Source organism: Stenotrophomonas maltophilia, from assembly GCF_004920835.1.
Lineage (GTDB): Bacteria > Pseudomonadota > Gammaproteobacteria > Xanthomonadales > Xanthomonadaceae > Stenotrophomonas > Stenotrophomonas maltophilia_AQ.
Map to the genome: position 1 here is coordinate 1 of NZ_QFHO01000034.1, position 13,655 is coordinate 13,655.

A 13,655-nucleotide genomic window follows, 5' to 3' on the forward strand; every position below is an offset into this window, starting at 1 on the left:
CTCCCCCACCCTTTCCCCTGTGACACGCAGGCTGCCCGACCGGATCCTGCTGGTGGCCTCGCTGGGCTGCACGATGACCGTGCTGGAGACCAATGCAGTGGCGGTCGCGCTGCCCGGCATCGCGCGTGACCTGCATGCCGGGTTCGCGGATATCGAGTGGGTGATCAGCGCCTACATCCTGTCCTTCACTTCGCTGCTGCTGCCGGCCGGTGCCATCGCCGACCGTTGCGGCCGCCGCCGCGTGCTGCTGATCGGCATCACCGTGTTCGCCCTCACCTCATTGCTGTGCGCGTTGGCGCCGACCGCATCATCACTCTATCTCGCGCGGGCGCTGCAGGGCGTGGGTGCCGCATTCCTGTTGGCGCCATCGCTGTCGATCATCGGCCACACCTTCCACGAGGGGGCCGCCAAGGACAACGCGTGGGCATTCTGGGGCACGGCCATGGGCATGATGATGGTGCTCTCGCCGTTGATCGGTGGCGTACTGTCCACGCTATGGGGCTGGCGCGCGGTGTTCATCGCGATCCTGCCGTTCCTCGCCCTGCTCGGCTACGGCGCGCTGCGCTGGATACCGGAATCCTCCGACAGCGTGCTCCGCCCGCTCGACCCGCCCGGCATCGCCACCTTCAGCCTGGCGATCTTCGGCATCGTACTGTTCCTGGTGGAAGGCCTGGCGCAGGGCTGGGGCGCTGCAACGGCGTTGACCGGGCTGGCCCTGGCCTTCGCCATGGGGACCGCCTTCGTCATCGTTGAGCGGGCACGGCCGCATCCCATGGTGGACCTCGGGCTGCTGGCCAGCCCGCGCTTCGTCGGCGCGCTCATCGCCATGGTCGGCTATTCGGTCAGCGCCCAGGTGATGGCCTCGATGCTGCCGCAGTATCTGCAGAATGGCATGGGGCTGGGCGCGTTGGCCGCCGGTGTCGGCATGCTGCCCTTCGCTGCGGCGATGCTGATGTTCCCTGCGATCGGCCGGCGGCTGGGCCGCCACCTGACGAGCCCGGCCGTGCTGGCCATCGGCCTGTCGATCACCGCCGCCGGCAACGCCGTGGCCGGCCTCGCCGCGTGGCAGCAGCAACCATGGCTTGCATTGCTCGCGATGGTTGTGATCGGTGCCGGTGGCGGCATCCTCAATGGCGAGACCTCCAAGGCCATCATCGGTGCGGCACCGCGCGACCGCGCCGGCATGGCCTCCGGCATCAGCGCCACCACGCGTTTCGTCGGCATCCTGCTGGGCTTCACCATCCTTTCCAGCGCACTGAGCCTGGGCATCCGCACCGCGTTGGCGGCGGCGGTGCCACCCGGCGACGTGCGGCCGATGGCCGATGCGATCGCCACCGGTACATTCGCCGGCTCACACACCGCGACGTTCGCACAGGCGATCTACAGCCACGGCTTCGCCAGCGCCCTGTGGACCTCGGCCATCGCCGCAGCGCTGGCCAGCCTAGCGGTGGCACTGCTGGGACGCCCACAGCAGAGCCCCGCAGCACGCACCTCTGCTTCACGCCGGGAGCCACACACATGCGACTGAACCTTCCGCTGATCCTGCTTCTGATCGCACTGCCGGCCACCGATGCGCTGGCGGTGCCAGCCCCGCCCCTCGGTACACCGCCGCGCGATGCACTGCTCAAGCAGATCGACATGGGCATGGCCAATGCCCTGGCGTGGGAATACGCGTTCAACGCCGTTGCATCCTGCGATGTCGCGCGGCTGGACCGTGCGCTGCGCGAGCGGCATGGCAGCCACCCCTTGCAGATCCAACCGATGCTGGACGCCGGCTACACCGCAACCTATCGCTCGGCCGAGCCCTATCCCCGCCTGCAGGACCGGCTGGCGGCACTGCGCGATGCCGAAATCACCTGCATGGCCATTGCCAACAGTCGCAGCCATGCCAGCGTCGTCGACAGCGCCGCTGCGCTGCTGGCGTACATCGCCGATCAGCCGCTGTAGCGACGCGATCGATGTCCAGCGGCGTACGCAACAGGAGCCTTTCCCCACATGCAGCACGCGGCCATGATTTCCGTCGCCGCTACCGCCTGACCTGCGCAGCACTGGTCGCGATGGGCGGCCTGCTGCTGGCACGCGCGGCCGATGTACAGATCATCCACCATCGTTTCTACCTGCGCCAGGCCGAAGCGCGGATGCTTCGGCACCATCCCCTGCGTGCCCATCGCGGCACGCTCTACGACCGCCATGGCACCGTCATCGCCGGATCAGCGCCGGTGGCTTCGCTGTGGATCGACCCCAGCGAATTCTTCGATGCATCAGGGTCGGTCGAAGCACTGGCAACGGCACTGGACGCTGATGCCGCCGCGCTGGTCCGCCTGCTCGCGCGCGATCGAAAGCGGCGCTTCGTCTACCTGCCCGGCTTCCGCCGGGGTGATCCAACGACCTTGGAAGCGCTGCTCGCCAAGGCTCCCACCGGAGTGCACCTGCAGCGAGAGTTCAAGCGCTTCTATCCGCAGTCGGATCTGTTCGCGCAGGTCATCGGCATCACCGATATCGAAGGCCGTGGCGTGGAAGGCCTGGAACGGATGTTCGAGACGCGATTGGCCGGCCGGGCGGGCTACCGCGACGTCACCATCGACCGCAAGGGCCGCCCCGTGGAGCTGCGCGACCGCGGCCGTCCTGCGCGCGCCGGCGAGGACATCGTGTTGTCGCTCGACAGCCGCATGCAGTACACCCTCCATGCAGGCCTGGGACCGGCGGCCCAACGCCACGGCGCTGCGGCCGCCAGCGTGGTCGTGCTGGAAGTCGGTAGTGGCCAGGTCCTGGCGATGGTCAACTGGCCCACGTACAACAACAACAATCCCGGCGCGGGGCCCATCAACGCCCGCCGCAACCGCGCCGTCACCGATGTATTCGAGCCCGGCAGCACGGTGAAGCCATTCACGGTGGCTGCGGCGCTCGATGCCGGCGTGATCACCACAACCAGCTCGTTCAACACCCACCCCGGCTGGATCCGCAACGGACGTTTCACCACTCGGGACTACCGTGACCTGGGTGTACTGGATACCACCGAGGTACTGAAGAAGAGTTCAAACGTCGGCATCTCGTTGATCTCACGTCGCCTCAGCAACGACCAGCTCCACGACATGTTCGCGGCCTTGGGGGCCGGGCACCCGACCGGTAGCGGCTTTCCCGGAGAGCGCAGCGGTACGCTGGCCGATACGCACGCGTGGAGCGGAACCAGCAAGCAGACCATGGCCTATGGCTACGGTCTGTCGATGACCACGCTGCAGCTGGCCAATGCCTACGCCACGCTGGCCAACCACGGCATGCGCGTGCAACCAACGTTCGAGCTCGGGCAGTCACCGGCCCGCACACGGGCAATGCCTGCACATGTTGCCGAGCAGGTGCTGTCGATGCTGGCAACCACCTCCGGGCCGGGCGGCACTGCGACCCGTGCCCGCATCATCGGCTACCCGATCGCAGGGAAAACCGGCACCGCGCGCAAGGCCAGTGCCGGCGGCTATGCACGCCGCTATACATCGCTGTTCGCCGGCCTCGTTCCCGCGGACCATCCGCGCTATGCAGTCGCCGTGGTCGTTGACGATCCGGATGCGCGGCTGGGGGGCTATGGTGGCGGCGCCGTCGCTGCACCGATCTTCAGCGAGCTGATCGGCCGCGTGTTGCATCTGACGGACATCGCACCTGAAACGCGGGATTGAGGCGCCTGCTGCAAAGATGGCCGGAGCGGCAATGCCGCTCCAGCCGTGGCGGCCCCGGGGAGAAGGCCGCCAGAGAGCGTCAGGCCGCCTTCATGGCGTGCTTGCGGGCGCGCATGACGTTGTGGCATTCCTGAACTTCCGGAAGTAGCTGGGTGACTTCCTGGCGCACGGCCGGCGGCAGCTCGTTGTCCTTCAGCACGTCCTTGAACGCACCAAGCAGGCGATCTTCGGATTCTTCCAGTTCGGCCACATAGCCATAATTGGTGTCGCCAAACGCGGCGCGTACCTTGCCGTAGAACTGCTGCATCGAACCGACCATGGTGCCGTGCTCGGCAGGCTTGCCGCCGCTGGCAGCAACCGAGCTGCTCAAGGCCGAGACGATACGACCCTTGACACCGGCGATACGGGTGAACAATGCCGACAGCTCGGCATCCTTCACCTTGGTCGCGGCTTCTTCATAGAACGACTTGCCGTCGCGGGCGATCTCGATCAGGTCGTTGAGGCGATGTTCAATGGTGGACTGGGTGCTCATGGAGTCGCTCCTGTGTGCTCGAAAATCTGTGGGGAATGGCAGCGCGATTGCGTTGCCTTCGACCCCACTGTGGCGGGTGTGGCGTGGCTGTCGGGTGAGTACCGATTGATGTGCACATCACCACGTTCAACGCGCGCTGACTTCTTCATGCGCAGGCGCATTTCCGTTCACGGAAAACAAGCGAACCGACGTCGATTCACCAGGGCGCGATGATGATGATCAACGCAACCAGCAGCACGATGGCCAGTACAAGCAGCAGCACATGCCTCTGCCGCCAACTGGGTTTGGGCTTTCCAGGGGTATTCACTACGCATCTCCTTCGATCTGCAAAAGGTGCACAGGCACACTGATGCAAAGCAGCATGTGCGCGCGTAGAGAATTCGTGCAGGACCCGTGCAGGAACGCACGGAGCCAGCGCGCGACGATAACGCGTCCATAACGTAATCAGGATGTAAACGGAGTGTTAGGTTCCTTCCGATTCCGCACAGCGGAGTTTCAGATCGGTTTCCACGCAGCAATGCACGAAACCCATTCAACTGGATTTGGAGAGAGCCAAATGCATTACAAGTACACCCTGCTTTCACTGGCAGTGGGCACCGCCCTGGCTGCCACCTGGTCGCCGGCCGCACATGCCCAGGATGGCAGCGAGAAAACACCGAAGAACCTCGATCGCATCCAGGTCACCGGCTCGGCCATCCGCAGCGTCGACATCGAGACGCAGCAGCCCATCATCGCCATCACCCGCGCGATGATCGAACAGCAGGGCTTCACCACCATTGCCGACCTGCTGCAGAACCTGACCTCCACCGGCGCCCCGACCATTTCGCGTGCGCGCGCACTGGCTTCCGGCGAGAACGTCGGCGGCTACTACGTGAACATCCGCAACCTGGGCGCCACCCGCTCGCTGGTGCTGGTCAACGGCAAGCGCCTGGGCGCCACCACCGGCGGCTACCAGGATCTCAGCCAGATCCCGATGAGCGCGGTGGAGCGCATCGATGTACTGAAGGACGGCGCCTCTGCGCTGTACGGATCGGATGCGATCGCCGGCGTGGTCAACATCATCACCCGCAAGAACTACGAAGGCCTGGAAGTGTCCGTGCAACATGGGCAGTTCAGCGAGGGCGACGGCAAGGACAGCACTTTCTCGCTGGTCACCGGCGCCCGTGGTGAACGCGGTGGCTACACGCTCGCACTGGAATACCAGAAATCGGACCCGGTGTTCGCCCGCGACCGTGAGTTCTCCCGGTACGGTGGTGCTGGCCCCAACTACCCCGGTGCGGACTGGAGCAACATCAGCCAGAACGGTTCGTGGTGCGACCCGGCCCTGTACAAGTGCAACACCGGTGATGCGGTGTTCAAGACGCTCAATCGTGGCGGCAACCCGAAGAACCCGAACGACTACCACCCGATCACGCCGTCCGAGTTCGCCAACGGCAACGAGCAGATGCACCTGCAGACCGGCATCGAGCGTCGCTCGCTGTTCCTCAGCACGGACTACGCACTGACCGAGCAGATCAAGTTCACTGCCGATATCGGCTACAACGAGCGCACCACCGACCAGCAGATTGCAGGTTACCCGTACCAGTCGACCAAGTTCGGCACGCCGCTGGATGCGGCCAGCGTGTTCAACCCCGTCGACCACAGCATCGCGTTCAATCGCCGCCTGTGGGAGGTGCCGCGCACGACCGAAAGCAAGTTGAAGTCCTTGCGCGTCGCGCCCAGCCTGTCCGGCTACTTCGAGCTGGGAAGCAAGGCGTACGACTGGGACGTCGGCGCGCTGTTCAACCGCAATGAAGTTACAAAAACAGGCCGTGGCGACATGAGCCTGATCGCTTCCCGGCAGGCATTGGGGCCCTCCTACCTCGATGCCAACGGTGTGGCCCGGTGTGGCACGGCGGCATCGCCGGTCACGGGTTGCCTGGCCTGGAATCCTTTGCTGCCGTTCGGGGTCGCGGGGGCTGGCTCTCTCTCCGATCCTGAACTGCAGCGCTTCTTGTTCCCGACGTTCAACGACACCGGCATCACCAAGACCCGCAGCTACTTCGCCAACATCTCCGGCCCGGTGATCGAGCTGCCCGCCGGTGACCTGTCGGTCGCCCTGGGCTACCAGTACCGCAAGGAAGAAGGCCGCTTCGTGCCCGATGCCTTCGCGCAGTCGCGGCAGAGCACGGCGCTGGGCGCCTCCACCACCGCCGGGGACTACAGCCTCAACGAGTTCTTCGCCGAAGTGAACGTACCGGTGCTGCGCGACCTGCCGTTCGCCAAGGAACTGACCGTGAACCTGGCCACGCGCTACTCCGACTACAGCAACTTCGGCAGTACCACCAATTCCAAGGCGAGCTTCGCCTGGCGTCCAATCGAAGAGCTGATGATCCGCGGCACCTTCGCCGAAGGCTTCCGCGCACCGAGCATCTCCGACCTGTACGGCGGCCTGGGTACCAGCTTCGAAACGTATGTCGACCCCTGCGGCATCGGTGCCACCAACAGCGTCAACGGCAATGCCGCCTGCAACGCCGCCGGCGTGCCGTTGGGCTACCAGCAGCTGAACCAGAGCCTGAAGCCCTGTGCCAGCTATCCGTGCGCCACTCCTGACGAGTTCACCACCGGCTCAGACCCGAAGCTGCGCCCGGAAGAGTCCAAGAGCAAGACCGTGGGCGTGGTCTGGAGCCCGCGCTGGGTCGAGGGCCTGGACATCAACCTCGACTGGTACAGCTACAAGATCACCAACATGATCATCCAGGACAGCGTCGACCGCATCCTGCGTGACTGCTACGTGCTGGGTAATGCCTCGCGTTGCGGAAGCGTCAAGCGCGCCGGTGATGGCCACATCACCAGCATGTTCTACGGCCTCGCCAACCTGGGCTCGATGGAGACCGAAGGCTGGGATCTGGGCATCCGCTATCGCCTGCCCGAGTTCTCCTTCGGCCGCATCACCATCGACCTGCAGAACAGCTACGTCTCCAAGTACGACGAGCAGAACCAGAACTCGGCCGGCGATACGATCATGATGGGCCGGATCGGCCAGCCTGGCATTTCCCGACTGCGCTCGAATCTGGGCGTGAACTGGCAGCTCGGCAACTTCAGCACCCAGTACACCGTGCGCTACTTCTCCGGCATGGTTGAAAACTGCGTGCCGAACCGGCCCTGCACCCTGCCCGACCGCTACGCCTATGGTGAGCCGGATGCACTGCGCAAGGTGGGTTCGAATGCCTTCCACGACATCCAGGTCAGCTACAAGCTGCCGTGGGACGGCACGGTGGCACTAGGCTCGAACAACGTGTTCAACCACCAGGGCCCGATCATGTTCTCCAAGCCGTCCAGCTCCTTCCCCTACTACGGCGGCTTCGACATCGGCCGCACCGTGTACGTGAAGTACTCGCAGCGCTTCTGATCGACAGGTACGTGCTCGTGGCCGGCGGAAGGGGAGTCCGCCGGCCACGATGCACACAACCTCCACCCGATCTCCATCGTTCTTCGACGGAATCTCCAAGGTTCCCGGCAACACTGATGTCATGACGGCAAAGGAGCAGGACCGCATGGATCGCCACGCGCCTCGACACTGCACGCCCGTCTCCAGGTTCACCACTGAACGCGACGGTGTGGCCCGGTCCCGATCCTCCGGACGTGCCGCCGCAAGGGAAGTACGAGATGACGACGGCAGTTCGCACTGGCCTGACCGACCTGGTCACTGACGCGCAGCGGTACCTGCGCCGGATTCTCCCCGGGCTCGCCTCTGCGGTGCACCCGCTGGCTTCATCGCATGCCATTCCACGCGCGATGTCCTCGCGCTACCACCTTGCCGAGCTGATGCTGTATGGGGAAACCCCTGCGATGCTTGCCGTGGCCCGCGAGCCCAGCGAGTCCAGCAGCCGCGTCATCCAGGACGTCCGCTGCCTGCGCGCCGCGGCAAATGCACTGGTCCTGTATGTCTCTCCTTATCTCACCCCCACCCAACGACGGTTCCTGGTGGAGGCCCATATCGACTTCGTGGTTCCGCATGCCCAGCTGTTCGCGCCCAGCCTGGCCATCGAGTTCCGCGACGCGCCCGATCACGAGAAGAAGGCCATCTCGTTGTTGCCCTCGGCACAGGCCGTGTTGATCCACGTACTGTTGTCGGGGCAGCCGCGATGGTGGTCTCCCCGCGAGATCAGTGCGGCCGCTGGCTACACCTCCATGACGGCATCGCGCCTCTCTGCCGAACTGGTCGAACGCGGACTGGTCGAACGCTCCAAGGGCGGCCGCGAGCGCTTCCTCACGCTGGCCGGCAACCGCGACGATGTCTGGGCCCGGGCACAACCGTTCCTGCGCTCGCCGGTGCTGAAAGAGGTGGATGTCTGCTGGGAACAGACCGCCGATGTGCTCCGCAGTGCCGGCCATCCGGCACCCGTGGCCGGTACCGATGCCCTCCTTGCCGGTCCCTCGCAGGCGGCCAGCACCACCCGCGCCCTGTACATCGAAACCTGGCGGGTACTGGGCGCACTGCCCGCGCCGGGGCCCACCTGCGCACAGAATGCCCGGTTGCAGATCTGGGCATATCCGCCCGGGTTCACCAGCATCGACGATGCGGTTGACCCGTTGTCGCTGTATCTCAGCCTGCAGGGCAAGCGAGGTCACGATGTGGATGCACTGGAGTTGCGGGTGCAGCAGGCATTGTGCGGATCGGTGCACGATTCTTGATCACGACACTACGCCTGCGCTGCTGCGCGCTTGGCAGCGTATTCGGCGAACACCACGCCGCCGACAGCCAGCAGGCCACCGCCCAGTACCCATCCAGTGAGCGACTCCCCCAGCAGCATCACCGCCAACGCAGCGGTGACGATCGGCACCAGATTGAAGAAGCCGGAAACACGCGCTGCGCCCAGCCGGGAAAGGCCGGTCATCCAGGTCAGCGGCGCGAGAATGGATGCACAGACCGCAGCGAAGCCGATGCAACCGACCGCCGTCAGGTTGTCCACCCCGGTCCCGATCAGCAGCTGCAGTGGCAGCAGGATCAGCGACGCGGCCGTGGCCTGAAGGAACAGCGACTCCAGCACCGACAGCGGAATCTTCCAGCGCTGCATCAGCACGTTGTAGGCGGCGAAGGCCAACGCTCCGACCAGCATGATCGCATCACCGCGGTTCAGGCCCTGCGTAGCCAACCGCGCCAGGTCGCCCTGGGACACCACCGCGACCACGCCGATGCTGGAGATCACCGCTCCGAGGATGGCGGTGCCACGCACCGGATGGCCCATGAATACACGTGACAGCGCCAGCGCGATCAGTGGAATCAGGGCCTGGATCACCCCCATGTTGGTGGCCGAGGTGAAGTGTGCCGCGTAGTACGCCAGGCACTGGTACATCACGCCACCCAGGCAACCCAGCACCAGGAAGCGGCCGAGATTTGCACGCACGGTTGGCAGGTTTCCGCGCAGACGTGGCAGGGCAAACGGCAACAGAAGGACGGCCGCCACCAGCCAGCGGAAGAAGCCGATGTCGATCGGGCCCACTGAACCGGAGGCAAGCTTGGTGACGATGGTGTTTGCGCCCCACAACAGGCACGCGAGGATAGGAAAGAGATAGTTCAAGGCGGCGGCTGTACGCAGGGGAATGGCCAGCGTACGCTTGGCGCATATCGAGGACATCCCGAAAATGCGCCATTCCACCCCTCGCTTGCGGCAACCGCTTGAGCCGGTCCCCACTTTCCTCCAGCTGCCCGGTCCAATCTACTTCCGGCAGGGCTCGATGGAGCCCACCAACTGGGGCACGCACAGTCATCCCTGGGGACAGTTCAACTTCGTCGCGCAGGGCGTGATGGAGATGAAGATCGATGGTGAGTGGATGGTATCTCCACCCCACTACGCCATCTGGATTCCACCCGGCATGGCCCACTACTCGCGCAATCGATCGCAGCTGGCCTATCGCTCGGCCTATCTGTCGGCAGCACTGTCACGTCGGCTGCCAACGCGTTGCAGTGCGCTGGAAGTCAGCCCGTTGCTGCGTGAACTGCTGCATGAGCTGGCACGGCAGGGGGTTGCCGATCCGCAGACACCGGTCCAGCGGCGCATGGCCGCGGTGGTGATCGATCAGATCGTCAATGCCGCGGTGCTGCCAAGTTTCCTGCCGATCGCCAGCAGCGCTGCACTGAAGCAGGTGATGGCGTACATGGAGAAACGCCTGTCGGCGGCCGAATCGGTTGCCGAGGTCGCGCAGCGCCACCACATGAGCGTGCGCAAGCTGGAGCGCATGGCACGCAGTGAACTGGGCATGTCGCTTGGCGACTGGCGTGGGCGGGTGAAGTTCGTGCGCGCCACGGAGGCGTTGTGCACACGCCGGCCGATCAGCCGGATCGCCGAAGAGCTGGGTTACTCCGGCGTCAGCGCCTTCGCCGAGATGTTCAAGCGGCACGCGCAGTGCACGCCGGATCAGTACCGGAAGCTGCATCGGGCAGAGTGAGGGCGAGTTAGATAGCAGCCAGCAGGTCCACGAGCAGCTTCGGCAGCAATAACGCCGCCGCAACGCTAGCCAACAGGATCAGCAACACCTTGGCTGTCAATGGACGACGGCGCGGATTGCTGAAATGCAGGTTCAGATCGCGCAGTTCATCCCGCAGCGCCTGCCGCATACCTGCGCTTTGTGCACCGGATTCGACCAGCTGCCGTTCAAGCGCCTGCAGGCGCTTCATCAGCTCACGCGGCGGAGTAGCCCGGATGATCTGCTGATTCAGCTCCTGCAGCCGGCGCGCCTGCGGCATCAGCGCTGCCACGAGATCATCCGGCGGAAGCCATGAGACCTGTCGCCGGGCTTCCGCATCCATCTCAGCCTGTAGCAGATCGCGTTGCTGCCGCAGTTCGGCCAGGGAGGTGCGGCGCTGCCACATGGGGAGGGCACAGGGTTGATGGGTAGCGGGCAGTGTATCGCCCGGCGTCCCGGAATGGCTGTCGATTTCCCGCCCCGTCGTTCGTCGGAACAGGAAAGGCGGGCCCTTCGGCCCGAAGGAGTACCCCGATGTGCCCCATCCTCACCGCCTTCGCCACCTCCCCGGACCGCGGCCAGGGCCTGGCCCGTGACATGCGCGTGCGCTGGGCCCTCGAAGAGCTGGGTGTGTCCTATGACGTGCAGCTGCTCACCTTCGCCGAGATGAAGCAGCCCGCGCATCTGGCACGGAGTCCCTTCGGACAGATTCCCACCTGGCAGGAAGGACATCGGGTCCTGTTCGAATCCGGCGCGATCATCCTGCACCTGGCCGAGCAGCATCCCGGTCTGTTGCCGACCGATCCGGATGCGCGCATGCGCGCCATCATGTGGGTGTTTGCCGCGCTGAACACGGTGGAGCCGCCGATTGTCGAACGCTCGATGGCCTGGGTGCTGGAGCGCGAGCAGCCCTGGTACGCGCAGCGCCTGCCGATGCTCGATGAGCGTGTGCGTATGCGGCTGGCGCAGCTGTCAGCGTGGCTGGGCAAAGCCCTGTGGCTTGACGGTGACTTCAGCGTGGGCGACCTGATGATGGTCTCGGTGCTGCTGCGCCTGAAGAGCAGCGGCCTCCTCGACGAGCACCCGCAGGTGGTCGCCTATGTGGCCCGTGCAACGCACCGCCCCGCCTACCAACGTGCGTATGCCGCACAGCTGGCAGTGTTCCAGAACGCCTGACGCTACGCCCCGTGGGCAGGCCTCAGTGCAGACTGCGCCGGCACGCCGCCTGTACCAGCATCAGCTGCGCCACCAGGATCAGCATCGCGCAGCCCGACAGCAGCCAGGGGTCGATGTACCACTGTTCATTGAAGCTGAAATTGCCGGCGGAAATGCGCTTCCAGCCGTTGAAGTGCTGCATCGCCGCCACCACGAACGCGAAACCGCCCGTGGTGTATGAAAGCCAAGGCACGATGAGCCCGCCGGGCCGCGCGAACAGCACCAACAGGCCCAACAGCCCGATACCCGTGCGCTGCACCCGGCAGTATGGGCAGACGTAGGCCACCCCACTCCATTCCACCGACCAGGCCAGCAGACTGATCAGCACGGCTGCGGCGCCTGCGGCGTACAGGATCTTGGGCGCAATCATCATGCTGCCGTTGTGTTGCATGCGTGCTCTCGCTCTGTGCAGATCCTGGCAGGTTAACAGCGTGGCCTGGTCAATCCTTCTTGAAGACCGTGCGCTTGCCGATCGGGCTGCTCTTGCGCGCCGTCGGCCGGGCCAGGCCGGGAATCAGGAAATCGGTCACCTTGTGGCCCTTCTGCACCTTGGACGCCAGCCAGCGTGGCATGCGCCCGCGGCCGGACCAGGTCAGGCGCTTGTACTCCGGGTCGCGGTACTTGGCCGCCACCTTTCCGGTTCTACGCCTCGCGGGCTTGCGGCTGGGTGCGGCGTCTTCGACGGCTTCTTCGCCGAAGAGCTCTTCAAGCGTATAGCCGGCTTCGGCCGCTGCGGCCTTCAACATGCGCCGCACCGCACTGGCCGGGCGACGGTTGGAAATCAGTTGTCTGCGCTGTTCAGCGGCAGCCACCAAGGCACCCAGTTCCCGAAGGCTGAGCGATTCAATATCGATCGTCATGGCGGGAAAGGTCTACTGCGGCATGGCTGTCTGTCAAGACGCCCTATCTGGTTGTATACACAGGCTTCACCGGCGCTGGGCTCCGATCGGCGTCGCCAGCCCCTGAGGACATCCACATGAGCCACTCATCGCATTCGCTTGCCTACCTGCTTGCGCGCATCCTGCTGATGGCATTGTTCCTGGTCTCCGGGCTGGGCAAGCTCGGTGATCTCAGCGGCACCCAGGGCTATATGGAAGCGATGGGTGTGCCGGGCATCCTGCTGTGGCCAACCATCGTTTTCGAGATCGGCAGCGGGCTGTGCATCCTGCTCGGCTTCCAGACCCGGCTGGTGTCGATCGTGCTGGTGGGTTTCAGCCTGATCACCGCCTTCATCTTCCACCACAACTTCGCAGACCAGACCCAGCAGATCATGTTCCTGAAGAACCTGGGGCTGGCCGGTGGCTTCCTGCTGCTGGCCTGCACCGGCGCCGGGCGCTACAGCATTGATGGCAGGGGGCGGCGCGGATAGAAGCCGATCCGTGATCTGCACGCGCCAGCGGAGAAGATCGGCCTTCGGCGCCAGCGTGTGGATTACCCCTAGTAGAGGTGGAAGCGCGGAAACGGCTGGTATCAATCCTCCAGGACACGAGCCAAGCGCCCATCCGAGACATGCTCTGCACCGTGGTGCGCTTGGCGAGCAACTCCAGGCCGATGGCACCGAAGGTGTTCGCAGCCCACTCTCCTTGGCCCGCCTTTTCAACCCTGGCCACTTGAGCGGGATTGGCTCCACCGCGCAGCGGGGAACGCAGGCGGTCGCGTTCGGCGCGGGCAGCCTGCAGCGACATCGACGGGTACTCATCGAGCGTGACGATGCTGGTCTTGCCCCAGTAGCGCCACACCTTGGCCCCCGAGATCCTCCAATTCATGCCATGCACTAACAGGCATTTCAA

General features: G+C 64.9%; 14 protein-coding genes. 8 read left to right on the forward strand and 6 right to left on the reverse strand.

From position 1 onward, the window contains the following. The 3 genes from DI041_RS18345 to DI041_RS18355 all read left to right on the forward strand — a co-directional run. Window positions 1-1,528: MFS transporter (locus DI041_RS18345; protein ID WP_248298550.1), on the forward strand; the 1,528-nt coding region annotated here is incomplete at its 5' end. Further along, window positions 1,519-1,947 carry a hypothetical protein gene (locus DI041_RS18350; protein ID WP_046983397.1) on the forward strand — a complete coding sequence of 143 codons (429 nt, stop codon included), beginning with the start codon at window positions 1,519-1,521 and terminating at the stop codon, window positions 1,945-1,947. The genes DI041_RS18345 and DI041_RS18350, both read left to right, overlap by 10 nt. An 11-nt stretch (window positions 1,948-1,958) precedes the next feature. Next, window positions 1,959-3,668, forward strand: a complete 1,710-nt coding sequence (locus DI041_RS18355; protein WP_136638528.1) for a peptidoglycan D,D-transpeptidase FtsI family protein — start codon at window positions 1,959-1,961, stop codon at window positions 3,666-3,668. Window positions 3,669-3,747: 79 nt separating this feature from the next. Here DI041_RS18355 and DI041_RS18360 read toward each other — a convergent pair whose 3' ends face one another. Beyond that, window positions 3,748-4,200: a PA2169 family four-helix-bundle protein gene (locus tag DI041_RS18360; protein WP_006395575.1), complete on the reverse strand. Its 453-nt coding sequence runs from the start codon at window positions 4,198-4,200 to the stop codon at window positions 3,748-3,750. Window positions 4,201-4,756: 556 nt separating this feature from the next. Here DI041_RS18360 and DI041_RS18365 point away from each other — a divergent pair. Together DI041_RS18365 and DI041_RS18370 are read left to right on the forward strand one after the other, a co-directional pair. Next, window positions 4,757-7,591, forward strand: a complete 2,835-nt coding sequence (locus tag DI041_RS18365) for a TonB-dependent receptor (RefSeq protein WP_046983399.1) — start codon at window positions 4,757-4,759, stop codon at window positions 7,589-7,591. Between the two features lie 257 nt (window positions 7,592-7,848). Further along, on the forward strand, window positions 7,849-8,877 hold the full coding sequence (locus tag DI041_RS18370) for a helix-turn-helix domain-containing protein (RefSeq protein WP_136638529.1): 1,029 nt from the start codon (window positions 7,849-7,851) through the stop codon (window positions 8,875-8,877). Between the two features lie 8 nt (window positions 8,878-8,885). Here the strand turns inward: DI041_RS18370 and DI041_RS18375 are convergent, their stop codons facing one another. After that, window positions 8,886-9,821 carry a DMT family transporter gene (locus tag DI041_RS18375; protein ID WP_211195191.1) on the reverse strand — a complete coding sequence of 312 codons (936 nt, stop codon included), beginning with the start codon at window positions 9,819-9,821 and terminating at the stop codon, window positions 8,886-8,888. 7 nt (window positions 9,822-9,828) lie between these two features. On the opposite strand from DI041_RS18375, the gene DI041_RS18380 reads away from it, so the two are divergent. Continuing rightward, window positions 9,829-10,632, forward strand: coding sequence for an AraC family transcriptional regulator (locus tag DI041_RS18380; protein ID WP_136638530.1), 804 nt, complete (start codon window positions 9,829-9,831; stop codon window positions 10,630-10,632). A gap of 7 nt (window positions 10,633-10,639) precedes the next feature. Here DI041_RS18380 and DI041_RS18385 read toward each other — a convergent pair whose 3' ends face one another. Further along, window positions 10,640-11,056 carry a hypothetical protein gene (locus DI041_RS18385; protein WP_136638531.1) on the reverse strand — a complete coding sequence of 139 codons (417 nt, stop codon included), beginning with the start codon at window positions 11,054-11,056 and terminating at the stop codon, window positions 10,640-10,642. 128 nt (window positions 11,057-11,184) lie between these two features. On the opposite strand from DI041_RS18385, the gene DI041_RS18390 reads away from it, so the two are divergent. Then, window positions 11,185-11,826, forward strand: coding sequence for a glutathione S-transferase family protein (locus tag DI041_RS18390; RefSeq protein ID WP_136638532.1), 642 nt, complete (start codon window positions 11,185-11,187; stop codon window positions 11,824-11,826). 22 nt (window positions 11,827-11,848) lie between these two features. On the opposite strand, the gene DI041_RS18395 is transcribed toward DI041_RS18390, so the two are convergent. Both DI041_RS18395 and DI041_RS18400 read right to left on the reverse strand, forming a co-directional pair. Beyond that, the gene (locus DI041_RS18395; RefSeq protein ID WP_136638533.1) at window positions 11,849-12,256 is read right to left on the reverse strand and encodes a hypothetical protein; all 408 of its coding nucleotides are present in this window, start codon (window positions 12,254-12,256) and stop codon (window positions 11,849-11,851) included. Window positions 12,257-12,305: 49 nt separating this feature from the next. Continuing rightward, complete coding sequence (locus DI041_RS18400) at window positions 12,306-12,725, reverse strand: H-NS histone family protein (protein WP_046983405.1); 420 nt, start codon at window positions 12,723-12,725, stop codon at window positions 12,306-12,308. 116 nt (window positions 12,726-12,841) lie between these two features. Between DI041_RS18400 and DI041_RS18405 the strand changes: the two genes are divergently transcribed. Next, window positions 12,842-13,234, forward strand: a complete 393-nt coding sequence (locus DI041_RS18405) for a DoxX family protein (protein ID WP_046983406.1) — start codon at window positions 12,842-12,844, stop codon at window positions 13,232-13,234. Here the strand turns inward: DI041_RS18405 and DI041_RS21475 are convergent. Further along, the gene (locus tag DI041_RS21475) at window positions 13,134-13,631 is read right to left on the reverse strand and encodes an Arm DNA-binding domain-containing protein (RefSeq protein WP_248298447.1); all 498 of its coding nucleotides are present in this window, start codon (window positions 13,629-13,631) and stop codon (window positions 13,134-13,136) included. The genes DI041_RS18405 and DI041_RS21475 overlap by 101 nt on opposite strands. Window positions 13,632-13,655 lie beyond the last annotated feature (24 nt).

Bases quoted from the DNA above. Each gene is read 5' to 3' on its own strand.
- DI041_RS18350 (WP_046983397.1), top strand. From the start codon at position 1,519: ATGCGACTGAACCTTCCGCTGATCCTGCTTCTGATCGCACTGCCGGCC.
- DI041_RS18355 (WP_136638528.1), top strand. From the start codon at position 1,959: ATGTCCAGCGGCGTACGCAACAGGAGCCTTTCCCCACATGCAGCACGC.
- DI041_RS18360 (WP_006395575.1), bottom strand. From the start codon at position 4,200: ATGAGCACCCAGTCCACCATTGAACATCGCCTCAACGACCTGATCGAG.
- DI041_RS18365 (WP_046983399.1), top strand. From the start codon at position 4,757: ATGCATTACAAGTACACCCTGCTTTCACTGGCAGTGGGCACCGCCCTG.
- DI041_RS18370 (WP_136638529.1), top strand. From the start codon at position 7,849: ATGACGACGGCAGTTCGCACTGGCCTGACCGACCTGGTCACTGACGCG.
- DI041_RS18375 (WP_211195191.1), bottom strand. From the start codon at position 9,821: ATGTCCTCGATATGCGCCAAGCGTACGCTGGCCATTCCCCTGCGTACA.
- DI041_RS18380 (WP_136638530.1), top strand. From the start codon at position 9,829: ATGCGCCATTCCACCCCTCGCTTGCGGCAACCGCTTGAGCCGGTCCCC.
- DI041_RS18385 (WP_136638531.1), bottom strand. From the start codon at position 11,056: ATGTGGCAGCGCCGCACCTCCCTGGCCGAACTGCGGCAGCAACGCGAT.
- DI041_RS18390 (WP_136638532.1), top strand. From the start codon at position 11,185: ATGTGCCCCATCCTCACCGCCTTCGCCACCTCCCCGGACCGCGGCCAG.
- DI041_RS18395 (WP_136638533.1), bottom strand. From the start codon at position 12,256: ATGCAACACAACGGCAGCATGATGATTGCGCCCAAGATCCTGTACGCC.
- DI041_RS18400 (WP_046983405.1), bottom strand. From the start codon at position 12,725: ATGACGATCGATATTGAATCGCTCAGCCTTCGGGAACTGGGTGCCTTG.
- DI041_RS18405 (WP_046983406.1), top strand. From the start codon at position 12,842: ATGAGCCACTCATCGCATTCGCTTGCCTACCTGCTTGCGCGCATCCTG.
- DI041_RS21475 (WP_248298447.1), bottom strand. From the start codon at position 13,631: ATGAATTGGAGGATCTCGGGGGCCAAGGTGTGGCGCTACTGGGGCAAG.